Consider the following 26,027-nt stretch of genomic DNA (forward strand, 5'->3'; position numbering starts at 1 on the left):
GCTACTCGAAAGGATTCACAACAATGACCGGTGCAATGAGGGTCGATCCGCAGCAGGTTCGCTCCCTGGGCCAGGACATGGTCAACTACGCCGCCAAGCTCGACGGTCAGCTCGACGAGCTCCGTGAGCGCATCAAGCGCGTCGTCGACCAGTGGGAGGGCGAGGACGAGCAGAGCGCGAAGGCTCAGTACAACATCCGCCAGAAGGAGTGGGACGACGCCGCTGACGCGCTCCTCTCCAAGGAGAAGCAGGGCATTCTCCCGGTGCTGGGCATGGGCCTCCAGGACGCTGCTGACGACTTCGAGAAGGGCGAGAAGGGCATCGCCAACATGTTCGGGAGCTGAGCTTCCGATCGTGTACGATCCCCGACCCCGGTAGCCCGATCGGCTACCGGGGTCCGCTGGTGTCAGGACCCCGAACCACCCGGTTCGGTGGGGCCGTTTTGACCCGGTCGCCACCCAACCGGTATCTTCCTACGTTGTTGTGCGGTACCCGGCGCGAACTGCGTGCCGCGTGTGTTCTGGACCACTTGCCCGTGTCTAGTCTGTACTGGGTGTCTGGCTGGGACGACCGCCGCAATGACCCCAGACGCAAGTGACGACGAGGTAGATCCGTGCGCACGTACAGCCCGAAGCCCGGCGAGGTGACCCGCGCCTGGCACGTGATCGACGCCCAGGACGTGGTGCTCGGTCGGCTCGCCACCCAGGCCGCGACGCTGCTGCGCGGCAAGCACAAGCCGACTTACGCTCCCCACGTCGACGGCGGCGACTTCGTCGTCATCGTCAACGCGGACAAGGTGGCGCTGACCGGCAACAAGCGTGACCAGGAGTTCGTCTACCACCACAGCGGCCACCCCGGTGGTCTCAAGAAGCGGTCGTTCGGCGAGGTGCTCGACACCCGCGCAGACCGCCTGGTGGAGAAGGCGATCAAGGGAATGCTCCCGAAGAACCGCCTCGGCCGCGCCATCGGCAGCAAGCTGAAGGTCTACTCCGGCCCGAGCCACCCGCACGCGGCCCAGCTGCCGCAGGCGTTCGAGATCAAGAAGATCGCCCAGTGAGCGGCGACGAGCACACCGAGGAAGTCTCTGTGACCACCCCTGACACCGAGACCGACGCGGTCGAGACCGACGCGGTCGAGACCGACGCGGTCGACGCCGTCGAGTCGGCCGACTCCGAGCCGACCGCCGAGGTCGCCGAGGACACCGAGGCCGTTGACGCCGCCGCTGAGGGCGACGCCACCGCCGAGGACGACGCCACCGAGGACGACGCGGCCGAGGACGACACCGAGTCCGCGCCCGTGGTGCGCCACCAGCTCAACGGCGCCCACCACCTCGCGCAGACCGTGGGCCGCCGCAAGGAGGCGATCGTCCGCGTTCGCCTGCTGCCCGGCACCGGCAAGTTCACGCTGAACGGCAAGTCTCTGGAGCAGTACTTCCCCAACAAGGTGCACCAGCAGCTCATCCGCGAGCCCCTGGTCACCACGGAGAAGCCCGAGACCTTCGACGTCATCGCGAACCTGCGTGGCGGCGGCACCACCGGCCAGGCCGGTGCGCTGCGTCTCGCCATCGCGCGCGCGCTGATCGCCGTGGACTCCGAGGACCGTCCGGTCCTCAAGAAGGCCGGCTTCCTCACCCGCGACCCCCGGGTCAAGGAGCGCAAGAAGTACGGTCTCAAGAAGGCTCGCAAGGCGCCCCAGTACAGCAAGCGCTGACGCGAGTCGCCCGGTCACACCCTGCGGGAGCAGCCAGTTCGTCATCGAACTGCTGCTCCCGCAGTGCTTTCTCCCCCCTTGTGTCGACGATCACGGAGGATCCCCCGGCCATGGCTCGCCTGTTCGGCACGGACGGTGTGCGCGGTCTCGCGAACGCGGACCTCACCCCGGAAATCGCCCTCGCCGTCGCCGCGTCAGCGGCACGAGTGCTCGCCGAGCACGACCGGTCGCACCGGCCGGTCGCCGTGGTGGGGCGAGATCCGCGTGCCAGCGGCGAGATGCTGGAGGCCGCGGTCACGGCCGGGCTCACCTCCGCGGGCGCCGACGTCCTGCGCGTGGGCGTGCTGCCGACCCCGGCCGTCGCGCACCTGGTCTCCGCCCTGGGCGCCGACCTCGGCGTGATGATCTCCGCGTCGCACAACGCCATGCCGGACAACGGCATCAAGCTCTTCGCCGCGGGCGGGCACAAGCTGCCCGACTCCGTGGAGGACGAGATCGAGCGGACGCTCGAAACCCACGACGGCAGGCCGGTGGGCGCCGGGATCGGACGGGTCCACGACGTCGCCGACGCCGAGGGCCAGTACGTCGAGCACCTGCTGAAGGTCACCCCGAACAGCCTGAAGGGCATCCGGGTCGTCGTGGACTGCGCGAACGGCGCCGCGTCGATCGCCGCGCCCGACGCCTACCGCCGCGCCGGCGCCGACGTGGTCGCGATCCACGCGGCACCCGACGGTCTGAACATCAACGACGGCTGCGGCTCCACGCACCTCGACGTGCTCCGCGCCGCCGTGCTCGAACACGGCGCCGACCTGGGCATCGCCCACGACGGCGACGCCGATCGCTGCCTCGCGGTGGACGCCGAGGGCGACGAGATCGACGGCGACCAGATCATGGCCGTCCTCGCGCTCGCCATGAAGGACTCCGGCGAGCTGGTCGAGAACACGCTGGTCGCGACGGTCATGAGCAACCTCGGTCTGCACATCGCGATGCGCGAGCAGGGCATCGCCCTCCGGACCACCGGCGTGGGCGACCGCTACGTGCTGGAGGAGTTGCGCTCGGGTGGTTTCTCGCTGGGCGGGGAGCAGTCCGGGCACGTCGTGCTGCCCTCGCACGCCACGACCGGTGACGGTCTCCTGACCGCACTGCGGCTCATGGCCCGCATGGCCGAGACCGGCAGGTCGCTGCGTGAGCTGGCGTCGGTCATGACCCGCCTCCCCCAGGTGCTCGTGAACGTCCGCGTGTCCGACAAGGCGGCCGTCGCCGCCGCGGACTCCGTCGCCGCGGCGGTCGACGAGGCCACCGCTGAACTGGGTGACACCGGACGGGTGTTGCTGCGACCCTCCGGAACCGAGCAGCTCGTGCGCGTGATGGTCGAGGCCACGAGTCACGAGGTGGCGGAATCCACGGCCCACCGGCTCGCCGAGGTTGTTTCCGCAGTTCACTGAGACTTCATCTCGGCACGTGTTGACGACTTCATCGGGTTCACACGTGCAATTAATTACTCCCGTGGTGTTCACACTCGCAAGCAATGTCGACCGCGCCCCGTGCGCGCCCCCTGTTCGCTGACAGGATGGGCGGCACGGGTCAGCGGTGTCTCGTGACGCAGCCCGCAGGTCTCAGACCCAGCGCGCGCGATCGACACCGACCAGTGGAACGTTGAGGGGAGAACACCGTCGTGGCGGAGAAGTTCGAGGTCGACAAGGAGGCGATGGACAAGGCGACCCAAGTGTTCGCCGACGCCATCGGAGAGATGATGTTGGACACCGACACCATCGGCAAGCCACTCGCGACGAAGGCGAACTTCGGCAGGGCCGAGGCGTTCGGTGCTCACCACGACAAGCTGAAGGTCGGCCTCGAGGACTTCGCCAAGTGGCTGAAGAACATGCAGGCCGGGATCGAGTCCTACAGCTCGAAGGTCTATTCGGGCGCCAAGACCTACCACGACGTCGACGTCAGTGGTTTCCGCGGTGTCAACGACATCAAAGACAAGATTGGTGACGTCTGATGGGGTACGCAGATGACATCATCAACACCACGGAAAACAACACCGACTACGGGCCGAACAGCAAGAACAACTACAAGTGGGACGCGCAGGAGAAGGCGGACCCCGACAGGTTCGCCAAGGTCCAGGCGGTCCTGTCCGACCCGGCTGTAGACCCCGAGACGCGCAAGCAGCTCGTCGAGGCGTTCCAGAAGAACGACGACACCAAGTTCGACGAGCTGCACAAGAAGGCGTCCGAGGCGTCCAGCAAGGAGAACAAGGAGTACAAGGACTGGGAGAGCCAGGGCAAGACCGCCGAGACGGACTTCGACAAGAACGTCCCGGCGTACAAGCCCGACGCCACCTCCAACCTCGGGACCTCGGACGAGATCGTCGACAAGTCCCTGGTCGTCCTGAGGCTGTTCGAGAAGTTCTGCCCCGTCCTGGCGCGCGTCCCCGACGACATGCTGGGGGGTCGCAAGAAGTTCACCTACGAGGACGCCTGCAAGAAGTTCGACGAGATCAAGGGCATCGACTTCGGCAACTTCAAGAAGCAGTCCCAGAGCCTGCGCGACGACATGAAGGCCGTCGAGGCGGCCCGCGGCACCATCAAGGACACGATCACCAAGCTCACCACGGAGAAGTGGAAGGGCGAGGCGGCCGACTCGGCGAAGAAGCACTACGAGGAGCACATCCACCCGAAGATCGACGACATGGCCGGTCAGCTCGGGGCCACGGCCGACGTCATCGACGGCATGGTCAAGGAGGTCTACGACGCGACGCGCACGCGCACGCTCGACCTCATCAAGCTGTTCAACTCCCGCCAGCACGCGAGCCCTGGCATGACGATCGGCAAGGCGAGCCCGTTCATCGCCGGCAAGATCATCGGCGCTGCCACCGCGCAGACGATGTCCGACCAGGACATGGTGACCCTCGCCTACTGGATGGACCAGAACCACGGCACGGACATCGTGTCGCACCTGGCCAACACCAAGTGCAACAAGATCGGCGACGCCGAGCGCAAGTACGCCGCCGACAAGTGCAAGGCGTGGGTGACCAACAACTTCGCCGAAGAGCTCGTCACCATCGTCTGGGGCGCCTTCGAGAAGACCTGCAAGACCGGGTACGACAACATCGAGAAGGCGTACAAGCTCCTCGACGCCAACATCGACGAGAACGAGTCCCCCTTCGAGGCGATCGACACCAACACCGAGACTCCCGGCGACGGCGACGGCGACGGCAAGCCCGGTGACGCCGACGGCGACGGCACCCCCGACGCCGACGACAAGGACAAGGACGGCGACGGGATCGCCGACGACAAGGACCCCGACGGCGGCGAGGGCTCTGACGGGGACTCCGACGACGAGGACACCGACACCGACGGCGACGGGGTCACCGACGACAAGGACGGCGACACCGACGGCGACGGGGTTCCCGACGACAAGGACAAGGACGCCGACGGCGACGGGATCACCAACGACAAGGACGAGGACACCAAGGGCGGCGGGGGCGACAAGGACGACGACGCCCAGGACGACGCCGACGACAAGGTCAAAGACCTCAAGGACGACGTCAACGACATCCCCGACCCCGAGGTCGACCCCGGCGCCGGTGGTGGTGAGGGTCCCGGCGGTGGCGGCGGTGGCGGCGACATCCCGAAGCCCGAGACGGACCCGGCTGCCGGTGGTGGCGGTGAGGGTCCCGGCGGTGGCGGCGGTGGCAACATCCCGAAGCCCGAGACGGACCCCGGCGCCGGTGGCGGTCCCGGTGGTGGGCTCGGCGGTGGTGCCGGCGGCGCGAACACGCCCAAGCCCGATCCCGTGTCCCCCGGCGACTTCAAGATCCCGGACCCCGAGACGGACCCCGGCGCCGGCGGCGCCGCGGAGAGCGGGGCGCCCGAGGACGAGGGTGCGACGGACAGCTCCGGCACCGCGACCATGCCCGACCTCTCGGTCCCGCCCGCCTCGGGTGGCGGCAACCCGCTCGGCGGCTTGAAGCCCGAGGGCGACCCCGGCGCGGGTGGTGGTCCCGGTGGAGGGCCCGGTGGTGGTCCCGGTGGCGGACTCGGCGCCGGTGGTGCTCCCGGCGGCGGCCCGGGTTCCGGCAGTGGTTCCGGCAGCGGTGCCGGCGGCAAGAAGACCGAGCCCGAGCCCGCCCCCCTGCCCGACTTCGACATCCCCGATCCCACCAGTCCGCTGGACGGCCTCTCTCCCGAGACCGACCCCGGCGCGGAGGGCTCGGGCGCTGGTGGTGGCACCGGCGGCGGCCCGGGTTCCGGTGGCGGCACCGGCGAGGGCGAGACCGGCGAGGGCGGTCCGGCTCCCGTGCCGGAGTTCGACATCCCGGACCCCACGAACCCGCTGGAGGGCCTCAAGCCCGAGGTGGACCCCGCGACCGGCGAGATGATCAACCCGGTGACGGGTGAGCCGGTGCCGGACTCGCAGATCGACCCGGAGACGGGTCAGATCCTCGACCCGGAGAGCGGGCTCCCGCTGGACAGCGAGGGCAACCCGCTGGCCGGTCTCATGCCCGAGGTGGACCCCGCGACCGGCGAGATGATCAACCCGGTGACGGGTGAGCCGGTGCCGGAGTCCCAGATCGACCCGGAGACCGGTGCGATCCTCGACCCCGAGACCGGACGTCCGCTGGACGGAGCGGGCAACCCGCTCGCCGGGATCATGCCCGAGATCGACCCGGAGACCGGTCAGCTCGTGGACCCGGAGACCGGCGCACCGGTGGACAGCAAGGGCAACCCGCTCGCCGGGATCACGCCCGAGCTGGACCCGGAGACCGGGCAGATGATCAACCCGGAGACCGGCGAGCCCGTCGACCCGTCCCAGATCGACCCCGAGACGGGCAAGCTCATCGACCCCGAGACCGGTGAGCTCGTCGACAGCGAGGGCAACCCGCTGGAGGGCATCAAGCCCGAGGTCGACCCGGAGACCGGGGAGCTGATCGACCCGGAGACCGGTGAGGCGATCGACGCCGACGGCGACGGCGAGCCGGACATGCTCGACGACCTCAAGTCGGTCGAGTCCGAGGAGGACCTCGAAACCGTCTCCATCAAGAGCGGTGAGACGGACATCCAGGTCCGCGAGCCGGACGCGGACGGCCACGTCCAGATCACCGTGGACACGCCGGAGGGCGAGCCCAAGATCTACGACGTCGACTTCAGCGGCGAGGGCGCTCCGGTGGCCACGCTGATGAACACCGCGGGTCAGCCCGTCGCGACCGGTGCGCCCGGATCGCCGATCCCGGTCACGGTCGGGCCGGACGGCAAGGCGATGATCGAGGTCGACGGCATGAAGATCGCCGCCGAGCTCGGCGAGGAGCCCGGCCAGATCGACCTGTCGGTCGACGACGGTTCCGGTGAGCCGCAGGAGTACGGCGTCGAGTTCCAGGACGACGACGAGGTGGACCCGGCGGACATCGTCCCCGATTTCCTGGGTGAGCGCACCGACCTCGACTCGTCGGTGCTGGACGGGCTGGACCCCGAGGCGACGCCGGCGGAGTCCTTCTCGCTGGCGGACATCGCCCCGGAGACCGGTGGCGGTGACCTCGGCGGTGGCGACCTCGGTGGCGGTGGAGGCGGCGGTGGCGGTGGCCTCGGCGGTGTGCCGCCGGAGGTGCCCCTGCCGGACGTGGCCTCGGGTGACGCCGCTCAGCAGGGTCAGCCCGCCAACGCGGCCGGGGCCGTGCCGCTCCAGCCGACGAGCGTCGCGCAGGGCGTCACCCTGCCGTCGGTCGACACCAGCGGTGCGGGCGGTGCGGGTGGCATGGGCGCGGGAATGCCGATGATGCCGCCGCCGATGGCCGGTGGTCAGGGGCAGGGCGGTGACACCGAGCGCAACGCCAACCAGTGGCGGCAGACGGGCTCGCTGTTCGAGATGGAGCCTCCGCTCACCCCGACGCAGATCCGCGGCGTCGTCGGCGACAGCAAGCGCTGACCGAGTCCGAGGAGCAGAGATGAACTACGAAGACCGGCTCAGGGCGACGAACGAGAAGTTCGAGCAGTTGCGGATGGAGCGCGAGGCGCGTTCCGACGCGATGCACCGCGACTTCGCGTTGCAGCAGCAGGAGATGGTGGACAAGCAGGCCAAGGAGGCCGCGAAGATCGACAGGGTCTCCGCGCTCATCCACGGCATCGGTGTGAAGGAGCGCGAGGCGGGCGGCTGGGGCACCTCCAGCAACCTCGACGACAACGTCGAGGAGCACGCCTACAACGCCGAGGAGGAGGAAGAGGACCTCGACGAGGTGCCCGGCGTCACCGAGGAGTTGCAGCGGTACCGCGAGGACCTCTCCGAGAGGCAGGCGTGGGGAGCCGTGGACACGCAGTCCGCTCCGGGCAGCCTCGCCGAGGCGTTGCGGGTCCACTACCTCACCACCGGCGAGCTGACCCTCGAATCAGCGTCTCCCGCGGTGATCGGCGACGTCGACGACGAGTACGCGACGGCGGACTCGCCGGACCGCTACTCCGGGTTCGACGAGGAGGACGAGAAGCCGCAGCGCCGCTTCGCCCCCGCTCCGCCGACGCGGACTCCGGCGCCTCGTGCGGTCCGCCGTCCGGTCGACGACGACGAGGACGAGAACACCCCCTGGTGACGGGGGACTGATCCGCGTGCGACCGGGCCCCGGCGGTGTTCACCGCCGGGGCCCGGCTCGTGCCGCCTGGTGGTCCCGTCGCCCCCACCGGTTTACTAAGGCAACCGTCCTCGTGAACAGACGGTCACCGCGGGGAGTCTGCTGGGACTCTTGTCCGGAACCCGCGGAGGCCAGCGCACGTCAGACGGGGGACCAAGGGGAGGCAGGAGCATGTCGGGCTTTCAGGCGAACACCGGCGAGATGATGGCGTCGGCGACGGCCGTGCAGGGCATCGCGTCGGACATCGACGAGTTCAAGACCACCGTGACGACCAGCGCCGTGAGCGCGAGGGACTTCGGGCGGGCCCACGAGCAGGGCGGGTCCCGCTACGTCGCGGGTCTGACGAAGATCGCCGAGATCACCACCGCGCACGCCACCGCCATGCGGGGCCTGTCCGACAAGCTGCGCGCCTCCGCCACCGGGTACGACTGGAGCGACTCCAGCGGCCGGGCGACCGTCAAGAGCAGCGGGGGCAACTGATGGCGACGCCGTCCTGGGACGAGGTCAAGAAGATCCTCGACGACCCGCAGGTTCCCCTCGACAAGAAGGAGAGCCTGCTCACGGCCTACCACGGGTCGGTCGTCGGTCCGCCGAACTACGACAAGCTCGACGACGAGGCTTCGCAGTACGTCGACCGGTACAACACCCCCCACCCGCAGATGGGCTACGGGGAGCCCGGGTACGGCGCACGGGACTACGAGCAGCAGCTGGACAAGTCCTACGAGGACGCGAAGAAGGCGTCCGACGAGAGCAACAAGAAGGTCCAGGAGCACGAGGACGAGAAGAAGCGCGGCCACGACGTCCTCACGACGGCCGAGGACCGCGCGCGCGACGGTGACGCGGGTGTCGCCAACTCCAACACGCTGCTCGACGCCGGTGCGCCCGGACTGCGGTACTTCGCGAACTTCCTGCCCGTGTACGAGAAGGCCAAGCAGAAGGTCCTCGGCGGGTCGAACCTCGACACGAACGTCGAGAACGTCTACAAGCGCTACGACGAGCAGCGCGACATCGACTTCGCCAAGATCGACCTCGAGGTCGCCGAGCTGCGGCAGGTGGCGAAGGACACGCGGACCAAGCAGTCCGACGCCGAGAAGTCGATGACCAAGCTGTACTCGGACTGGACGGGTGCGGCGGCGGACGCGTCGCGCGCCTACGTCGCGAACTTCTCCAAGCAGGCGGGCACGGCCGCCGACACGATCGACGACGCCGCGGACGCGGTGAAGGCGGCGGCGCACACCGTCTCCGGCCTGGTGACCACGAAGGCCAGGACGGTCCTCGACTGCGTGCGGAACGTCTACGACATCGCGGGTCTCACGCCCCAGCAGATCGAGGACGTCGTCGCGGCGACCGACACGGACGACAAGTCGCTGTGCCTGCGGGTCGCGAAGTACATCAACGTGGACGTCGACGACGGCGGTTGCGACGACGACGACATCAAGAAGATGGTCCGCGAGAAGTCCGGCGAGTGGCTGCGCGGCTGCTTCCACACCGACGTCACCAGCAAGCACGACCAGTTCGTCAAGATCTGCGACTCGACCAAGCAGTCCGTCGACGACACGTGGAAGAACCTGGGCGATCACCTGGACAAGGTGAACACCAAGCCGTTCGACCCGGTGAAGGACGGCAAGCCGGAGCAGCCGGACGGCAACGGCAACGGCAACGGGAATGGGAACGGGAACGGGAACGGGACGGGAACCGGTACGGGGACGGGAACCGGCACCGGTACGGGAACCGGAACCGGTACGGGCACCGGGAGCACGGGGACCGGCGCCACCATGCCGACGCCGCCCACGCCCGACCAGGCGACCGCCCCGCTGCCGGGTGACACCGACGGCGACGGGAAGGTCGACGACCTCGACGGCGACGGCAAGGCCGACGACCCGAACGGCGTCGGCCAGCCGGGCCCGGACCGGGGCGAGGGCGGCTCGACCGCTCCGTCGGACGCCGAGACGGTGACGATCCGGAGCGGCGAGAACGAGATCACGGTCACCGAGCCGGACGCCCGCGGGCACGTGCTGCTGACCGTGGACACGCCGCAGAGCGAGCCGACCACCTACGACATCGACTTCAGCGAGAACCCGGAGGCCGCGGAGGCGCTGCTGGGGAAGGAGGGCGCCGCGGCGCTCGCCCAGAGCGTCACCGCCGGTGTGCCGGGCGCTCTCGGCGCGACGCCGGTGGCCGGTGCGGCACCCGGAACGCCGGGCGCGTCCGGCGGTGCGCCGATCCCGGTCGAGGTCGGTCCGGACGGCAGGGCCGTCGTCGAGCTGGACGGCCTGACGATCACCGCCGAGGTCGACCCGGAGACCGGCGACATCGGCCTGTCCGTGGCCGAGGGCGAGGGGGAGCCGCAGAGCTACGAGGTCGGCTTCGGCGACGAGAGGGCCGGCGACGAGAGGGCCGGTGACGAGATCGGGCCGGGTGGCGTCGCGGGTGGGGACGGGTCCCCCGGTCCCGAGTTCACTACGATGCCGGCCGAGGGCGAGCTGCCCGCTCAGCTCGGCGCGCAGCCGGGTCCGGAGGGCGTGGCGACGATGCCCGCCGAGGGCGAGCCGCTCACCCGGCTCGGCGCGCAGCCCGCGTTCGAGCCGCTCGGCGCGACGGCGGTCTCCGAGGCGGCGCAGCCCGTGGCCGGGTTCACCGAGCCGGCGGCGGCCACCGCTCCGCAGCCGACGGCCCAGCCGCCGCAGGGCGGCGCACCGGGTCAGGGCGTGCCGAACCAGAACTTCGGCGGCCAGGGCTTCCAGCCCCAGAACTTCCCGAGCCAGCCGTACTCGGGTCAGGGCTTCGGCGGTCAGTCCTTCCCCGCCCAGGGGTCCGCGGACCAGGACTCCGGAACCACGGCGACCTCGGGCGCCTCGATGTTCGGCTCCGGGTCCGGCGCGGGCGGCTTCGCCGCGGCGGACTCCGCGCTCAGCTCGCACGGCGGCGGTTCGAGCGACGTGCACGGCGGCATGTCGAGCGGCGGCTGGTCCTCCAACGCCGACGACGGCAGCAAGTTCGGCCTCGCCGACACCAACGCCTCGCAGGCGGGAACCGCCGGGCAGGCGAGCCTCCCCTCGATGCAGGACGGCTCGGGCACCCCGCAGGCCGCTGGTGGCGGGATGATGGGCGGCGGCATGATGGGCGGCGCCCCGGCCGGTGGTGCCGGTGGCGGTGGTCAGGGCGGCGGCGACTCCGAGCGCGGTCCGAGCCAGTGGCGCACCACGGGTTCGCTGTTCGACGACGCTTCCGACCTGCGGGCCGTCCAGAGCACACTGGGTGACGACAGCCGGTAGGGCCGCGGATCGGGAGGGGGACGATGAGCGACAGCCAGGCGCTGGCCGACTTCAAGAACAAGCTCGCCGGCATCGCCGGCGAGCACTCGGCGCGGATGGAACTCGCGTCGCGGAAGCTGGAGCAGATCCAGAAGGAGACCGCGGAGAACCACCAGAAGTTCGCGGACAAGCAGCAGCGGCTCCACGAGCGGCTCAAGGAGATCGGCGCCGCGCGGGCCCGCGGCGGCGCCGGGCAGAAGCAGCGCGAGCTGTCGTTCGGCATCGAGGACGAGGCCGCGCCCGACGAGTTCGCCGCGGACATCGCCGCGCTGCGCGCCGGTCGGCAGGAGCGGGCCTCCGCGACCGAGGAGGGCTCCTACCTCCAGGCGGCGAACACGACGTCGCCGCCGCCCGACCGGTGGAGTCGCCCCGCGCCCCAGCCGGAGCCCGCTGCCGACCGGTGGGGCCGTCCCGCGCCCCAGCCGGAGCCGCCGGTGGCCGTTCCGCCGCCGCCCCCGCCGCCGCCCCGCGCCCGGCCCGCCGCTCGGCGACCGGCGCCCGCGGACGACGACGAGGACTTCGGCGGTCAGAGCTGGCTCAGCTGAGCGGGGTGCGCCGGGGTTCTCCACGAACCCCGGCACACCCGCGTCAGCCGGTTCAGCCGGTGCGGGGCGGTCGCAGCGCGCCGCGCTGGTAGGTCAGCTCGGCGCCCTTGACCTCGTCCTCCAGCAGCGCGTCCCACGACTTGTCGCCGGTGAGGGTGCGCAGCAGGAACGCCGTCACGTAGGACCGGGCGTACTTCTGCGTCGGGCGCTCGCCGTGGCCGTCCAGCACCAGTTCCGACCAGTGCCGTCCCTCGGCGAACCCGAGGTGGCTGGCCCCCGGCAGCGTGCGCAGCTGCACCGGCCCGAGCCACGCCTCCGCGATGGCCTCGGCGTGGCCGACGGGCGGGGCGATGCGGTCCTCGCCGGCGGCGACGTGCAGGCCGCGCATCGTGCAGCGCCGCGCCGCGTCCAGCGCGGACGGGCGGGTCTCGGTGGCGGCGAGCGTCACGACGGACCGCACGCGGTCGTCGTCGGCCGCGGTCAGCACGGCCGCGCCGCCGCCGGAGGAGTGACCGGCGACCGCGAGCTTGCCGGGGTCCACGCTGATGTCCCCGTCGCCCAGCCGCACGCCGGTGCACACGTCGAGGGTCGTGCTCAGGTTCGCGGCGAGCATCCTGGCCGACAGCAGCGGCCCCCGCTGCGCGGCGGGGGCGGCGGCGACGATGCCCCAGGACGCGAGGTGGCGCAGCAGACCGCGGTAGCGCTTCACGGGCTGGAGCCAGCCGTGGCCGAACGCGACGGCGGGCAGCCCCTTCCCGGAGCGCGGCGTGTAGACGAGGCCGGGGAGACCGACCAGCGCGAGGTCGCCGCGCAGCACCCGGTGCTCGCCGGGACGACTGAGCCGCTCCAACGCCTGTTTCGCAGAATGACCGGTCACCCGAAGCGCCATGGGAGAACCGTAGTCGATCGGGCCCCGTGCGGCCGTGACCGGGAGACGCGCGACCCGCTGCTCGATTGGTCTACACCAAAGAGCGTTCTGACCTGCGCAAAGTCCACTCCGTGGCAATTTCGGGTTACCGCCTGGTCTGGCTACCCTGTCCGTGTGTGCGGAATCGTGGGATACGTGGGTCACCGGGCGGCGCTGGACGTCGTCCTCGACGGGCTCAGGCGACTGGAGTACCGGGGTTACGACTCGGCCGGTGTCGCGGTCCTGACCGGCGACGGCGGCCTGTCCGTCGAGCGCAAGGCGGGTCGGCTGACCAACCTCGAAGCCAGGCTGGAGGAGGTGGGTCGCGGCGCCTTCGGCGGCACCGCCGGCATGGGCCACACGCGCTGGGCCACGCACGGCGCTCCGATCGACCGCAACTCCCACCCGCACCGCGACGCCACCGGCAGGGTGGCCGTGGTGCACAACGGCATCATCGAGAACTTCGCCGCGCTGCGCGCCGAGCTGGAGGCGGCCGGTGTCGAGATGACCAGCGACACCGACTCCGAGACCGCCGCCCACCTGGTCGCCCGCGCCTACGCCGAGGGCGACACCGCCGGTGACCTGCCCGGATCGGTCCGCGCGGTCGTGCGTCGCCTGGAGGGCGCGTTCACCCTCGTGGTGACCCACGCGGACGAGCCGGACCAGGTCGTCGCCGCGCGCCGCTCCTCCCCGCTGGTCGTCGGCGTCGGCGAGGGCGAGCACTTCGTCGCCTCGGACGTCTCGGCGTTCATCGAGCACACCCGCGAGGCCGTCGAGCTGGGCCAGGACCAGGTGGTCGTGATCACCCGCGACGGCTACGACGTCACCGACTTCCACGGCGAGCCCGCCGAGGCCAAGCCGTTCACGGTCAACTGGGACCTCTCGGCCGCCGAGAAGGGCGGCCACGAGTACTTCATGCTCAAGGAGATCGAGGAGCAGCCCGAGGCGCTGGCGAACACCCTGCGCGGGCACTTCGTCGACGGCCGGATCGTCCTCGACGAGCAGCGGCTGTCCGACCAGGACCTCCGCGACGTCGACAAGGTGTTCGTCGTGGCCTGCGGCTCGGCCTACCACTCCGGACTCGTCGCGAAGTACGCCATCGAGCACTGGACGCGGCTGCCCGTCGAGGTCGAGCTGGCCAGCGAGTTCCGCTACCGAGACCCGGTCCTCGACCGGGACACGCTGGTCGTCGCCGTGTCGCAGTCCGGCGAGACCGCGGACACCCTGGAGGCCGTGCGGCACGCCCGCGAGCAGAAGGCCCGCGTCCTGGCGGTGTGCAACACCAACGGCGCGCAGATCCCGCGCGAGTCCGACGCCGTGCTCTACACGCACGCCGGACCGGAGATCGGCGTGGCGTCCACCAAGGCGTTCCTCGCGCAGATCGCGGCGAACTACCTCGTCGGCCTGGCGCTGGCGCAGGCGCGCGGCACCAAGTACCCCGACGAGGTGGCCCGCGAGTTCGCCGAGCTGGAGGCCATGCCCGCCGCCGTGCAGCGGGTGCTGGGCACGGTCGAGCAGGTCCGCGAGCTGGGCCGCGAGCTGGCCGACTCGAAGGCCGTGCTGTTCCTCGGCCGCCACGTGGGCTACCCGGTGGCGCTGGAGGGCGCGCTGAAGCTCAAGGAACTGGCGTACATGCACGCCGAGGGCTTCGCGGCCGGTGAGCTCAAGCACGGCCCGATCGCCCTGATCGAGGAGGGCCTGCCGGTCGTCGTGGTGATGCCGTCGCCGAAGGGCAGGGCCGTCCTGCACTCGAAGATGGTGTCCAACATCAGCGAGATCCAGGCGCGCGGCGCTCGCACGATCGTGATCGCCGAGGAGGGTGACGAGACGGTCCGCCCGTTCGCCGATCACCTGATCGAGATCCCGGCCGTGTCGACGCTCCTCCAGCCGCTGCTGTCCACGATCCCGCTCCAGGTGCTGGCGGCGGAGATCGCCCGCAGCCGCGGCTACGACGTCGACAAGCCCCGCAACCTGGCGAAGTCCGTCACCGTCGAGTAGTCCCCGACACGCGGCACGGGCGGTCCGCGTCGCGGGCCGCCCGTGCCGCGTGTCGGGGGTGTGGCGTCGTGGCACCATTCGCACATGCTGGGTGCCTGGAGGACTGACCGGGTTCGTGCGGCCGAGGAGCGGGTGCTCGCCCGCACGCCCGAGGGCGCGCTGATGAGGCGTGCCGCGTTCGGGATCGCCACGGCCGCGCTGCGGATGCTCGCCGCCCCCGTGCCGGGTCGTCACGTCGTCCTGCTGGTCGGCGCGGGCAACAACGGCGGGGACGCGCTCTGGGCGGGGTACGAGCTGCGCCGCAGGGGCGTGGCCGTGACCGCCGTGCTGCTCGACCCCGACCGCGCGCACCGGGCCGGGCTGGCGGCGTTTCGCCGGGCCGGCGGCCGCACCGCCGACGACCTGCCCCCGCGCGCCGACCTGGTGGTCGACGGCATCGTGGGCCTGTCGGCGCGCGGGCCGCTGCGCCCCCGCGCCGCCGCGCTGGTGGACCGGATCACCGCGCCCGTCCTGGCCGTCGACCTGCCCAGCGGCGTCGACCCCGACACCGGCGCCGTCGACGGGCCCGCCGTGCGCGCCGACGTGACCGTCACGTTCGGCTGCCGCAAGCCCGTCCACGCCCTCGCTCCGCACCACTGCGGCGACGTCGTGCTCGTCGACCTCGGCCTGCGGCCGGAGCTGGGCGAGCCCGACCTGGTGGTCCTCGAACCCGCCGATGTCGGCCGCGCGTGGCCCGTGCCGGGTCCGGCCGACGACAAGTACACCCAGGGCGTCACGGGCGTGGCCGCCGGATCGGCCACCTACCCCGGCGCGGCCGTGCTGTGCACCGGCGCGGCCGTCCTGGGCACCTCCGGCATGGTCCGCTACGCGGGCAGCGCCGCCGAGGTCGTGTCGCACCGCTGGCCGGAGACGATCTGCACCGGGTCGGTGACCGACGCGGGACGCGTGCAGGCGTGGGTCGTCGGTCCGGGACTGGGCACCGGCACGGCCTCGGCGGAGGTGCTGTCCGCCGTCATGGGTGCCGGGGTGCCGGTGCTCGCCGACGCCGACGCGATCACCCTGCTCGCCTCGGACGCGGCCCCGTGGGACGCGCGCGACCCCGGCACGGCCCTGGTGCTGACCCCGCACGACCGGGAGTACGCGCGGCTGGCCGGGGACGTCGGCACCGACCGGGTCGCCGCGGCGCTGCGGGCCGCGCGGCGCTTCGACGCGGTCGTGCTGCTCAAGGGCAACACCACGGTCGTGGCCGCGCCGGACGGGCGCGTGCTGGTCGGCGGCTCGCGCTCGTCCTGGCCGGCCACGGCCGGGTCGGGGGACGTGCTGTCCGGGCTGCTGGGCTCGCTGCTCGCCGCGGGCGTCGACCCGTGGCTCGCCGCGGGGATGGCCGCCCACGTGCACTCGCTCGCGGCCGACCTGGCCGCGGACGGGGCTCCCGCGCCCGCGTCGGCGCTGCTCGCGTCCGTCCCGGACGCCATCAGGGCCTTGCGCGGCCGTGTGACACCATGAAGCAGATCATGCCCGTTCCTCCTCCTCGCGCCGAGGTCCGCGTCGACCTGACGGCCCTAGAGCACAACGTCGCCCTGCTCGCCAGGACGGCCGCGACCTCCGGTTCGGCGGTGATGGCCGTCGTCAAGGCCGACGGGTACGGCCACGGCGCCGTGCAGGTCGCGCGCGCCGCCCTGCGCGCCGGCGCCACGTGGCTCGGCGCGTGCTCGCTCCCCGAGGCCGTGACGCTGCGGGAGGCCGGGATCACCGCGCCCGTCCTGGCCTGGCTGGACGTGCCGGGCGAGGACGTCGACCTCGGCGTCGCGGCCGAGGTGGACGTGTCGGTCTCCTCGCTGCGCGAACTGCACGAGGTGGCCGCAGCCGCCCGCCGCGCCGGAACGCGGGGCCGCGTCCACCTCAAGATCGACACCGGCCTGTCCCGCAACGGCTGCACCCCGGACCTGTGGCCCGAGCTCGTCGCGGAGGCCGCGACCACCCCCGAGGTGGAGGTGGTGGCGGTGTGGTCCCACCTGGCCTGCGCCGACGAGCTGGGCCACCCCTCGATCGACGCGCAGGCCGCCCGGTTCGCCACGGCCCACCAGCAGGCCCGCGCGGCCGGGCTGAACCCGCTGCGGCACATCGCCAACTCGGCCGCCGCCCTCACCCGTCCCGACCTGCACTTCGACCTGGTCCGGCCGGGCATCGCGGTGTACGGCCTCAACCCCGTGCCGGTCGAGTTCGACCTGCGCCCGGTGATGTCGTTCCACTCGACGGTCGTGCTGGTCAAGCGCGTCGCCGCCGGTGAGGCCGTGTCCTACGGGCAGATCTGGACCGCGCCGCGCGACACCACCCTCGCGCTCGTGCCGGTCGGGTACGCCGACGGCGTCCCGCGCTCGCTGTCGGGCCGGATGGAGGTGCTGCTCGGGGGCGAGCGCAGGCCCGTCGTCGGGCGGATCTGCATGGACCAGCTCGTCGTGGACTGCGGTGACGACGTCGTGCGCGAGGGCGACGAGGTCGTGCTGTTCGGCTCGGGGGAGCGGGGTGAACCGACCGCGCGCGAGTGGGCCGACTCGATCGGGACCATCGACTACGAGATAGTCACGGGCATGTCCCGTCCGCGTGTGCGACGCACGTTCACCGGCACCTCGGCCCTGGTGCTGGCGTGAGTCGCGTTCTCCGTGCTCTCGGCTGGGTCGGCGGGGTCACCGGCGCCGCGGTGACCGGCGCCGCCGTCAGCGCGGTCGCCCACAGCGCCAGGGTGTCGCAGCAGCGGCGCAGGGCCGGCGACCCGCTGGCCGACGAGCCGCTGGGCCAGCTCGTGCCCGACCGCGAGTCGACCGTGGCCGCCGACGACGGCGTGCCGCTGTCGGTCGAGGAGGTCGACCCGGCAGACGGGGGCGCACCCGAGCTGACCGTGGTCCTCGTGCACGGCTTCGCCCTGGACCGCCGCTGCTGGCACTTCCAGCGCCGCGACCTGGCGAAGCTCAGCGGGCCGCGGGTGCAGCTGGTCCTCTACGACCAGCGCGGCCACGGCCGTTCCGGCAGATCGGCCGACGGCAGCACCATCGACCAGCTCGCGCGCGACCTCGACGCCGTGCTGCGCGCGGTCGTGCCGAGGGGGCAGCTCGTGCTCGTCGGGCACAGCATGGGCGGCATGACGATCATGGCGCTGGCCGAGCAGCGGCCCCAGCTGTTCGCCGACCGGGTGCGCGGCGTCGCGCTCGTCGGCACGGCGGCCGGCGCGGTCGGCGGCGCGGGCCTGCAGAAGTCGCTGCTGTCGCGCTACAACCCCGTCACGCAGGTGGTGGGCCGCCTGGCCGGTTTCCAGCCGGGCGTGGTCGAGTGGGCCCGCCGGTCCGCGGACATGCTCACCTGGAGCGGCATCCGGGCGCTGGCGTTCGGCGACCGGTCGGTGAGCCCGTCGCTGGTCGACCTGATGGACGACATGATCAGCGGTGTGCGGGTGAAGGTGCTCACCGACTTCCTGGAGACCCTCGGCACGCACAACCGGTACCGGGCACTGGCCGGTCTGCGGCACTGCGAGGTGCTGGTGATCAGCGGTGACGCCGACCGGGTGACGCCGTTCTCGCACGCCGAGCGGATGGCGCAGGAGCTGCCGCACGGCGAGCTGGTGCGCGCGCCGGGCGCGGGGCACATGGTCATGATGGAGCAGCCCGAGCTGGTCACCGGGCACGTGATCGACCTGATCCGCCGGTCGGCCGACCGGCCAGAGGAGGAGCGGCGGCGGTGGTGGCGACGAGCGTGAGGACCCTCGCGACGGTCGAGGACACCGAGGACTTCGGCAGGCGCCTCGGCGAGCTGCTGCGCGGCGGTGACCTGCTGCTGCTCGCCGGGCCGCTCGGCGCGGGCAAGACGGCGCTGGTCCGCGGGCTGGCGCGCGGGCTGGGCGTGCTGGGCCGGGTCAGTTCGCCGACGTTCGTCATCGCCCGCGAGCACCCGCCGGCCGAGGGCGGCCGCGGTGTCGGGCTGGTGCACGTGGACGCCTACCGGCTCGGCGGGCACCTCGACGAGCTGGACGACCTCGACCTGGACACCGAGCTGGTGGACGCCGTCGTGGCCGTCGAGTGGGGCGAGGGGATGGCCGAGCGGCTGTCCGACGACCACCTGCTGATCACCCTGGAGCGCCGCGACGACGACACGCGCGTGGCGCACCTGACGCCGCACGGGGCCTGGCTGGACCGGCCCCTGCCGTAGGTCGCGTACTCTCGCCGCTCGTGCGAGCGGTGATCTTCGACTGGGGCGGCACGCTGACGCCGTGGGTGAGCCTGGACCACGTGGCCGTGTGGCGGCGCTACGCCGACGTGCTGCACCCCGCCGACCCGGCCGAGGCGCAGCGGGTGGCGGTCGCCGCGGCGGAGGCCGAGCGGGCGGCGTGGCTGCGCGTGCGCGACCACCACACGGCGTTCACCCTCGAACAGGTGCTCGCCGACGCCGGTTCGCCGTACGACGACGCCGCCCTGGAGGCGCTGCGCCTGGGCTACGACCCCGCGACGGCGACCGACCCCGAGGCCGCGCCGCTGCTGCGCGAGCTGCGCGGGCGCGGCCTGCGCACGGGCGTGCTGTCCTCGACGGCCTGGCCCGCGGCGTGGCACGAGGCGGTGCTGCGGCGCGACGGCGTGCTGGACCTGTTCGACGGCTGCGTGTGGAGCAGCGACCTGGAGTGGACCAAGCCGCACCCGTCGGCGTTCCTGGCGGCGGTGGAGGCCGTGGGGGTCGACGACCCGGCCGACTGCGTGTTCGTGGGCGACCGGCCCTACGACGACATCAGCGGAGCGAAGGCCGTGGGGATGCGCGCGGTGCTCGTGCCGCACAGCGACATCCCGGAGCACCAGCGGGTGCCGGTGAACGTGGAGCCGGACGCCGTGATCCGGTCCCTCTCCGAGCTGCCCGCCGTCCTCGACGGGTGGGCGTCCTGAGCGCTCACCCGCCGGTCGTCGGCGACGGCGCTGCCCACCCCGGCGCGCTCGGCCGCCGCCGTGCCCACCGACCCGCCCGCGTCAGGTTCCGAGCGAGCGCTTGAGGACCTTGCCCATCTCGTTGCGCGGCAGCGCGTCGAGGAAGCGCACGACGCGCGGGCGCTTGTGCGGCGCGAGCAGCCGGGCGACGTGGTCGGCCAGCTCGGCCGGGTCCGGCGCGCTGCCCGCCGGGACCACCCACGCCACGACCCGCTCCCCGAGGTCGGGGTCGGGCTCGCCGGTCACCGCGACCTCGGCCACGCCCGCGTGCTCCAGCAGGGCGTTCTCGATCTCGCCCGCGCCGATCTTGTAGCCGCCGGACTTGATCAGGTCGGTCGCGCGCCGCCCCACGATGCGCAGGTAGCCGTCCGGCTCGCGCACCGCGACGTCGCCGGTGCGGAACCAGCCGTCGCGGAACGCCGCCGCGGTGGCGTCGGGCCGGTTGAGGTACTCCAGGAACAGGTTCGGGCCGCGCACCTCGACCTCCCCGACGGTCTCGCCGTCGCTGGCGGTGATCACCTCGCCCGCGTCGTCGGTGAGCCGCAGGTCGACGCCGTCCAGGGGCGGGCCGACGGTGCCGGGCCGCCGGTCGCCGGACGCCCGCACGCCGGCGTTCATCAGCGTCTCGCTCATGCCGTAGCGCTCCACGACGCGCTGCCCGGTGGCGCGGGCGATCCGCTCGTGGACGCTCGCGGGCAGCGCCGCCGACCCCGACACCAGCAGCCGCGCGCCCGCGACGGCCCGCGCCAGCTCGGGGGACGCCTCCACGTCGGCGGCGAGCCGGTGGTACGTCGTGGGAACGCCGAACATCATCGTGGCGTCCCCGGCCAGCTCCGCGACGACGGCCTCCGTGGAGAAGCGGCCCACGTGGTGCACGGCTCCGCCGCGGCGCAGCGGACCGAGCACGCCGAGGACGAGGCCGTGCACGTGGAACAGCGGCAGGGCGTGGACCACGACGTCCTCGTCCGTCCACTCCCACGCGGCGGCGAGCGCGTCGAGGTTGCTGCGCAGCGCGCGGCGGGGCAGCACGACGCCCTTGGGGGGACCGGTGGTGCCGGAGGTGTAGACGATCAGCGCGGGGGTCTCGTCACCGGGCTCGGGCAGCTCCGGCGGGGTGCCGGTCCCGGTCAGGAGCACGTCTGCGCGCTCGGTCCCGCCGAGCGCCTCCGGCAGGTCGGCGTCCGGCGCGGCGAGCACCCGGTCGGGCGCGCTGTCGGACACGACGTGCGTCAGCTCGCGCTCGCCGGTCCTGGGGTTGAGCGGCACGGCGGGCACGCCGGCGAGGAGCGCGGCGACGACGGCGACGCACGTCTCCGCGCTCGGCGTGGCCCACACGGCGACCCGCCGGGCGCCGGAGAGCCGCCCGGCGAGCGTTCCGGCGAGCGCGGCCAGCTCGCGCTGGGACAGGGCGCGCTGGGACGGGGTGTGCTGGGACGGGGCGCGGTCCGGGAAGCGCAGCGCCTCGCGGTCGCTCGGGTTCCGCAGCGCGGGGAGGAGGGGGTCCGGCATCTGTTCACCTGCACCTGGGTGTCGTCGGGTGGTCGGCAGCACGAGCAGCAGCCGGACCAGCGGTGGGACGGTGGCGACGCCGATCGCCCCGCGGGTCGTCAGCCGTCGGAAGAACTGCTCCCGGCCCTCGTCGCGCGTTCGCGAGCACGATCGCGCCGTGGGTGGAGAACGGGCTCACGTCCACCGCGGTGGCCGACACGGCGAGCGCGGCGACCATCGCGACCGGGCTCACGGTGCCCTCGGCGAGGAGCGGCACGGCCGGGGAGATCGTCGCACCGATCAGGCCGACCGAGAACCGGCCGCCGTGCGGCGGAGCGGGGCCCCCGTCGCTGGAGCAGCACCGCCGCAGCCGTCCGGGCGCAGGACCCCGAGGCGGCGGCGGCGGTGCGGCGGCACGTGCGGACCGTCGCCGAGGTGCGGTCGCTCAGCCGGCAGCCGGAGGAGCGACCTGCTGCCGCGCGGGTTCCAGCGCGTCGTCGACCAGCGCGAGGAGCTGCGCCTTCGGCCTGGCCCCCACGGTCCTCGCCACGGCCTCGCCGTCGCGGTAGAGCACCAGCGTCGGCGCGCTCATCACCGCGGTGTCGCGCGCCGCGCGCGGACTGCGGTCGATGTCGATCTTCACCACGTCGAGCGAACCCGCCCGTTCGGCGGCGATCTCCTCCAGGGCCGGTTCGATCATGCGGCACGGTCCGCACCACACGGCCGAGAACTCCACCAGCAGCGGCGTCGTGCTCGTGCGCACGGCCTCGGCGAAGTCCTCATCGGTCAGCGTTCGCATCCGTTCTCCTCTCGCACAGCGGTGAGGTGGGGACGCCGTCCGCGCGGTCGAGCTGCGCCCGCAGGTGCGAACGGACCTCCAGCAGCCGGTCCACCAGCTCGTCCAGCTCGGCGAGCTTGCGCCGGTACACCGCGACCGACGCCGGGCAGGCGTCGCCGGAGTCGTGCCCGGTCCGCAGGCACTCCACGAACGGCCGGGTGTCCTCCAGGGCGAAGCCGATCGCCGCCAGCGAGCGGATCTCCAGCACCTGCCGCAGGTCGGCCTCGTCGTACTCGCGGTGACCGTTGGCGGCCCGCCGCGCGGTCAGCAGCCCCCGCGACTCGTAGTGCCGCAGGGCCCTGGTCGTCGTCCCCGCCAGCTCGGCCAGCTCTCCGATGCGCATCCGCGTCCCCCTTCGCGACCGATGTTCCACCTTGACGCCGACGTCAAGTCCAGTCGCTTCCGGCACGCCGTACCCTTGACAACCGTGCTTGTGCTCGCCCTGGACACGGCCACACCCGCGGTCACCGCCGGTGTCGTCGACCTGACGCCCGATTCCCCGCCCCGCCTGCTCGCGCAGCGGGTGACGCTCGACGCGAAGGCCCACGGCGAGCTGCTCACCCCGCACCTCCTGCGGGCTCTGGCCGAGGCGGGCCGCTCGCTCGCCGACGTGGACGCGATCGTCGTCGGAGCCGGACCGGGGCCGTTCACCGGCCTGCGGGTCGGGCTCGCCACGGCGGGAGCGCTCGGTCAGGCGCTCGACCGGCCCGCCTACCCGGTGCCCACGCCCGACGCGATCGCCCTGGACGCCCACTCCGGCGTGCCGCTGCTCGTCGCCACGGACGCGCGCCGCCGCGAGGTGTACTGGGCCGCCTACGACGCCGCCGGTCACCGCACCGGGGGGCCACACGTGGAGCGCCCGGCCGACCTGGCCGAGAAGCTGTCGTCGCTGGGCCTCGCCGCCGCCGCGGGCGAGGGCGCGCGGATCTACGCCGACGTCCTCGGCCTGGCCGGGCTCGGCGTGACGCTGCTCGACGCCGCCCACCCGACGCCCGTCGGCCTCGTCCGCGCCGCCGCCCGCGAGGTGCTCGCACGGGCCGAACCGGCCCCGCTGACCCCCCTGTACCTGCGCCGCCCCGACGCCGTGGAACCCGCCGCGCGCAAGAGGGTGACCAGGGCGTGAGCACGGAGACGTTCACCCTGGCGCCGCTGCGGCACTCCGACGTGCCGAGCTGCGTGCGCCTGGAGCACGAGCTGTTCCCCGGTGACGACCCGTGGAGCGCGCGGGCGTTCCACGCCGAGATCGACGCGGGCAACCTCTACGTCGGCGCCCACGCCCCGGGGGGCGAGCTGATCGGCTACGCGGGCCTGTCGGTCGCCGGGCGCCCACCCGACCTGGAGGCGAGCGTCCACACCATCGCCGTCGACGCGCGCTGGCAGGGGCGCGGTGTGGGCAGGTCCCTGCTGCGCACCCTGCTCGCCGAGGCCGACCGCGTCGGCGCACCGGTGTTCCTGGAGGTGCGCACCGACAACGCCCCGGCGATCGGGCTCTACGAGGCGCACGGCTTCAGCAAGCTCGGCCTGCGCCGCCGCTACTACCAGCCCTCCGGCGCGGACGCCCACACGATGGGGCGCCCGGCTCAGGTGAAGGAAGAACGACTGTGACCGACCGGCTCATCCTCGGCATCGAGAGCTCCTGCGACGAGACGGGCGTGGGCATCGTCCGGCTCGGACCCGACGGCGCGGTGGAGCTGCTGGCCGACGAGGTCGCCTCCAGCGTCGAGGAGCACGCCCGCTTCGGCGGCGTCGTCCCCGAGGTGGCCAGCCGCGCGCACCTGGAGGCGATGCTGCCGACGATGCGCCGCGCGCTCGACGGCGCTGGCGTGGAGCTGGCCGACGTGCACTCCATCGCCGTCACCGCCGGGCCCGGCCTCGCCGGCGCGCTGCTCGTCGGCGTGTCCGCGGCCAAGGCGTACGCCGCCGCGCTCGGCAAGCCGCTCTACGGCGTGAACCACCTCGCCGGGCACGTCGCCGCCGACACCCTCCAGCACGGCCCGCTGCCGAAGCGCTGCCTCGCGATGCTCGTGTCCGGCGGGCACACCCAGCTGCTGCTCGTCGAGGGCCTGGCGCACTCGATCACCGAGGTCGGGTCCACCGTGGACGACGCGGCGGGCGAGGCGTACGACAAGGTGGCCCGGCTGCTCGACCTGCCCTACCCCGGCGGCCCGCCCATCGACCGGATGGCGGCGCGCGGCGACCGGTGCGCCATCGCGTTCCCCCGCGGCCTCACCGGACCCCGCGACAACACCTACGACTTCTCCTTCTCCGGCCTCAAGACGGCCGTGGCCCGCTGGGTGGAGCGCTGCGAGCGAGCAGGTGAGGAGGTGCCGGTCGCCGACGTCGCCGCGTCGTTCCAGGAGGCCGTCGCCGACGTGCTCACCAGCAAGGCGATCCGGGCGGCGAAGGACCTCCGGGTGGACACGCTGGTGATCTCCGGCGGCGTGGCGGCGAACTCGCGGCTGTCCGGCCTGGCCGCCGAGCGCTGCGCCGAGGCGGGCATCGAGCTGCGCGTGCCCCGGCCGCGGCTGTGCACCGACAACGGCGCCATGATCGCCGCCATCGGCGCTCACCTGGTGGCGGCGGGACGCGAGCCGTCGCCGCTGGACCTGTCCACGGTGCCCGGCCTGCCGGTGGGCACCGTCCAGATCGTCTGACCGGTCGCGGTCCTCGATCGCGGAGGACGCCGGCGTGGACGCGGGGTCGGGCTGCTCGCCGACGTCCCGCACGACGAGCCGCGGCGCGACGGAGTGCGCGAGCTGGAGGTCGGCGCCGGTCGTGCACTGCGCGTGCCGCAGCCGGTGGTCGGCCGGGGTGCGCGTCTCCGGTCCGGCCACCTGCCGGACGTCGGTGGCCTTCGCCGCGTGCTCGTACCGGTGGTCGCCCCGGTGCGGGACCAGGTCCGGGTGGTCCTCGGCGATCTCCCGGGGGCGCCGGAGGCGACGCGGCGGCGGGCGACACGCCGCCGAGAGCCGGGAGACCGGGTGCCGCGGCTCCACCGGGGAGGATGGAGCGACGGGACGCGCCGGGGAGTTCGGACGTGCGACCACGGTGCCGCGCACGGGTGAGAACGAGCCCCCCGACCTCGGTGAGCAGTCGGCGAACGAGCCACGATGAGGCCCCTCGTTGAAGGATTGGCACTCGCACGGGTAGAGTGCCAGTCGAACGGCACCAGTACCGCCCCGACCCCCGCGACGGCGGGGTGGCAGGAGCCGTAACGCAACCTGCCAACGCTTTCGACGACCCGTGGAGGTCACTCCGGTGAGCGTGAACATCAAGCCGCTCGAGGACAAGATCGTCGTCCAGGCCAGTGAGGCCGAGACGACGACTGCTTCCGGCATCGTGATCCCCGACACCGCCAAGGAGAAGCCCCAGGAGGGCAAGGTCCTGGCAGTCGGCCCCGGCCGGATCGACGACAAGGGCAACCGCGTCCCCGTGGACGTGGCTGTCGGTGACGTCGTCATCTACTCCAAGTACGGCGGTACCGAGGTCAAGTACAACGGCGAGGAGTACCTCATCCTCTCCGCCCGCGACGTGCTGGCCGTCGTCAACTGACGTTCCGGTCCACTGACGTTTCGGCTGTCATGCCTGACGCCCCGGCAGCCCCAGACCGGGGCTACCGGGGCGTTTCGCACAAGAGAGGCTAG

At 72.7% G+C, this 26,027-nt stretch carries 24 protein-coding genes and 1 pseudogene; 20 read left to right on the top strand and 5 right to left on the bottom strand.

Annotated features, from left to right (window positions below; genetic code table 11):
* The first annotated feature begins 23 nt into the window (after nucleotides 1–23).
* The 10 genes from IMZ35_RS15535 (at nucleotide 24) to IMZ35_RS15580 (ending at nucleotide 12,191) form a co-directional block, all read left to right on the top strand.
* Nucleotides 24–344: a WXG100 family type VII secretion target gene (locus tag IMZ35_RS15535; protein WP_199441781.1), complete on the top strand. Its 321-nt coding sequence runs from the start codon at nucleotides 24–26 to the stop codon at nucleotides 342–344.
* Between the two features lie 269 nt (nucleotides 345–613).
* Nucleotides 614–1,057, top strand: a complete 444-nt coding sequence (gene rplM, locus IMZ35_RS15540; RefSeq protein ID WP_199441782.1) for a 50S ribosomal protein L13 — start codon at nucleotides 614–616, stop codon at nucleotides 1,055–1,057.
* Nucleotides 1,058–1,086: 29 nt separating this feature from the next.
* Nucleotides 1,087–1,710, top strand: coding sequence for a 30S ribosomal protein S9 (rpsI, locus tag IMZ35_RS31770; protein ID WP_307868173.1), 624 nt, complete (start codon nucleotides 1,087–1,089; stop codon nucleotides 1,708–1,710).
* Between the two features lie 110 nt (nucleotides 1,711–1,820).
* The gene (glmM, locus tag IMZ35_RS15550; protein ID WP_199441783.1) at nucleotides 1,821–3,155 is read left to right on the top strand and encodes a phosphoglucosamine mutase; all 1,335 of its coding nucleotides are present in this window, start codon (nucleotides 1,821–1,823) and stop codon (nucleotides 3,153–3,155) included.
* Nucleotides 3,156–3,385: 230 nt separating this feature from the next.
* Nucleotides 3,386–3,715, top strand: coding sequence for a hypothetical protein (locus tag IMZ35_RS15555; protein WP_199441784.1), 330 nt, complete (start codon nucleotides 3,386–3,388; stop codon nucleotides 3,713–3,715).
* Entirely contained in the window at nucleotides 3,715–7,638 is a 3,924-nt protein-coding gene (locus tag IMZ35_RS15560) for a hypothetical protein (protein ID WP_199441785.1), read from the top strand. Before IMZ35_RS15555 ends, IMZ35_RS15560 begins: the two co-directional genes overlap by 1 nt.
* A gap of 19 nt (nucleotides 7,639–7,657) precedes the next feature.
* The gene (locus tag IMZ35_RS15565) at nucleotides 7,658–8,293 is read left to right on the top strand and encodes a hypothetical protein (RefSeq protein ID WP_199441786.1); all 636 of its coding nucleotides are present in this window, start codon (nucleotides 7,658–7,660) and stop codon (nucleotides 8,291–8,293) included.
* A gap of 210 nt (nucleotides 8,294–8,503) precedes the next feature.
* Nucleotides 8,504–8,812 carry a type VII secretion target gene (locus IMZ35_RS15570; protein WP_199441787.1) on the top strand — a complete coding sequence of 103 codons (309 nt, stop codon included), beginning with the start codon at nucleotides 8,504–8,506 and terminating at the stop codon, nucleotides 8,810–8,812.
* Nucleotides 8,812–11,607, top strand: coding sequence for a hypothetical protein (locus tag IMZ35_RS15575; protein ID WP_199441788.1), 2,796 nt, complete (start codon nucleotides 8,812–8,814; stop codon nucleotides 11,605–11,607). Before IMZ35_RS15570 ends, IMZ35_RS15575 begins: the two co-directional genes overlap by 1 nt.
* 23 nt (nucleotides 11,608–11,630) lie before the next feature.
* Nucleotides 11,631–12,191: a hypothetical protein gene (locus IMZ35_RS15580; protein ID WP_199441789.1), complete on the top strand. Its 561-nt coding sequence runs from the start codon at nucleotides 11,631–11,633 to the stop codon at nucleotides 12,189–12,191.
* A gap of 52 nt (nucleotides 12,192–12,243) precedes the next feature.
* On the opposite strand, the gene IMZ35_RS15585 is transcribed toward IMZ35_RS15580, so the two are convergent.
* Nucleotides 12,244–13,080 (bottom strand): dienelactone hydrolase family protein, encoded by an 837-nt coding sequence (locus IMZ35_RS15585; protein ID WP_199441790.1) that lies wholly within the window; start codon nucleotides 13,078–13,080, stop codon nucleotides 12,244–12,246.
* Between the two features lie 153 nt (nucleotides 13,081–13,233).
* Here IMZ35_RS15585 and glmS point away from each other — a divergent pair, with 153 nt between their 5' ends.
* The 6 genes from glmS to IMZ35_RS15615 all read left to right on the top strand — a co-directional run bounded on the left by glmS (nucleotide 13,234) and on the right by IMZ35_RS15615 (nucleotide 20,018).
* Nucleotides 13,234–15,096, top strand: coding sequence for a glutamine--fructose-6-phosphate transaminase (isomerizing) (glmS, locus tag IMZ35_RS15590; protein ID WP_199441791.1), 1,863 nt, complete (start codon nucleotides 13,234–13,236; stop codon nucleotides 15,094–15,096).
* A gap of 84 nt (nucleotides 15,097–15,180) precedes the next feature.
* The gene (locus IMZ35_RS15595; RefSeq protein ID WP_199441792.1) at nucleotides 15,181–16,602 is read left to right on the top strand and encodes an NAD(P)H-hydrate epimerase; all 1,422 of its coding nucleotides are present in this window, start codon (nucleotides 15,181–15,183) and stop codon (nucleotides 16,600–16,602) included.
* Nucleotides 16,599–17,747: an alanine racemase gene (gene alr / locus IMZ35_RS15600; protein ID WP_229372012.1), complete on the top strand. Its 1,149-nt coding sequence runs from the start codon at nucleotides 16,599–16,601 to the stop codon at nucleotides 17,745–17,747. The genes IMZ35_RS15595 and alr overlap by 4 nt, the downstream gene beginning before the upstream one ends.
* Nucleotides 17,744–18,847: an alpha/beta fold hydrolase gene (locus IMZ35_RS15605; RefSeq protein WP_199441793.1), complete on the top strand. Its 1,104-nt coding sequence runs from the start codon at nucleotides 17,744–17,746 to the stop codon at nucleotides 18,845–18,847. The genes alr and IMZ35_RS15605 overlap by 4 nt, the downstream gene beginning before the upstream one ends.
* Complete coding sequence (gene tsaE / locus IMZ35_RS15610) at nucleotides 18,829–19,296, top strand: tRNA (adenosine(37)-N6)-threonylcarbamoyltransferase complex ATPase subunit type 1 TsaE (protein ID WP_199441794.1); 468 nt, start codon at nucleotides 18,829–18,831, stop codon at nucleotides 19,294–19,296. The genes IMZ35_RS15605 and tsaE overlap by 19 nt, the downstream gene beginning before the upstream one ends.
* A gap of 20 nt (nucleotides 19,297–19,316) precedes the next feature.
* On the top strand, nucleotides 19,317–20,018 hold the full coding sequence (locus IMZ35_RS15615) for an HAD family hydrolase (protein ID WP_199441795.1): 702 nt from the start codon (nucleotides 19,317–19,319) through the stop codon (nucleotides 20,016–20,018).
* An 81-nt stretch (nucleotides 20,019–20,099) separates the two neighbouring features.
* Here IMZ35_RS15615 and IMZ35_RS15620 read toward each other — a convergent pair whose 3' ends face one another.
* From IMZ35_RS15620 to IMZ35_RS15630, 3 genes are all read right to left on the bottom strand, one after another.
* The gene (locus IMZ35_RS15620; RefSeq protein ID WP_199441796.1) at nucleotides 20,100–21,566 is read right to left on the bottom strand and encodes an acyl-CoA synthetase; all 1,467 of its coding nucleotides are present in this window, start codon (nucleotides 21,564–21,566) and stop codon (nucleotides 20,100–20,102) included.
* A 424-nt stretch (nucleotides 21,567–21,990) separates the two neighbouring features.
* The gene (gene trxA, locus IMZ35_RS15625) at nucleotides 21,991–22,344 is read right to left on the bottom strand and encodes a thioredoxin (RefSeq protein ID WP_199441797.1); all 354 of its coding nucleotides are present in this window, start codon (nucleotides 22,342–22,344) and stop codon (nucleotides 21,991–21,993) included.
* Entirely contained in the window at nucleotides 22,325–22,726 is a 402-nt protein-coding gene (locus IMZ35_RS15630) for a MerR family transcriptional regulator (protein WP_199441798.1), read from the bottom strand. The genes trxA and IMZ35_RS15630 overlap by 20 nt, the downstream gene beginning before the upstream one ends.
* An 84-nt stretch (nucleotides 22,727–22,810) precedes the next feature.
* Between IMZ35_RS15630 and tsaB the strand changes: the two genes are divergently transcribed.
* The 3 genes from tsaB to tsaD are packed head-to-tail and all read left to right on the top strand — an operon-like array spanning nucleotide 22,811 to nucleotide 25,037.
* Complete coding sequence (gene tsaB, locus IMZ35_RS15635; protein ID WP_199441799.1) at nucleotides 22,811–23,506, top strand: tRNA (adenosine(37)-N6)-threonylcarbamoyltransferase complex dimerization subunit type 1 TsaB; 696 nt, start codon at nucleotides 22,811–22,813, stop codon at nucleotides 23,504–23,506.
* Nucleotides 23,503–23,988, top strand: coding sequence for a ribosomal protein S18-alanine N-acetyltransferase (gene rimI / locus IMZ35_RS15640; RefSeq protein WP_199441800.1), 486 nt, complete (start codon nucleotides 23,503–23,505; stop codon nucleotides 23,986–23,988). The genes tsaB and rimI overlap by 4 nt, the downstream gene beginning before the upstream one ends.
* A complete protein-coding gene (gene tsaD / locus IMZ35_RS15645) occupies nucleotides 23,985–25,037 on the top strand; it encodes a tRNA (adenosine(37)-N6)-threonylcarbamoyltransferase complex transferase subunit TsaD (RefSeq protein WP_199441801.1) in 1,053 nt (350 codons plus the stop codon). Before rimI ends, tsaD begins: the two co-directional genes overlap by 4 nt.
* Nucleotides 25,038–25,112: 75 nt before the next feature.
* Here tsaD and IMZ35_RS15650 read toward each other — a convergent pair.
* Nucleotides 25,113–25,721, bottom strand: a pseudogene (locus IMZ35_RS15650) (alkaline phosphatase D family protein); the annotation flags it as partial.
* On the opposite strand from IMZ35_RS15650, the gene groES reads away from it, so the two are divergent.
* Entirely contained in the window at nucleotides 25,642–25,935 is a 294-nt protein-coding gene (gene groES, locus IMZ35_RS15655; protein ID WP_199441802.1) for a co-chaperone GroES, read from the top strand. The pseudogene IMZ35_RS15650 and the gene groES overlap by 80 nt on opposite strands.
* Nucleotides 25,936–26,027: the final 92 nt, after the last annotated feature.

The sequence above is a fragment of the Umezawaea beigongshangensis genome, assembly GCF_016464305.1.
GTDB classification, from domain to species: domain Bacteria; phylum Actinomycetota; class Actinomycetes; order Mycobacteriales; family Pseudonocardiaceae; genus Umezawaea_A; species Umezawaea_A beigongshangensis.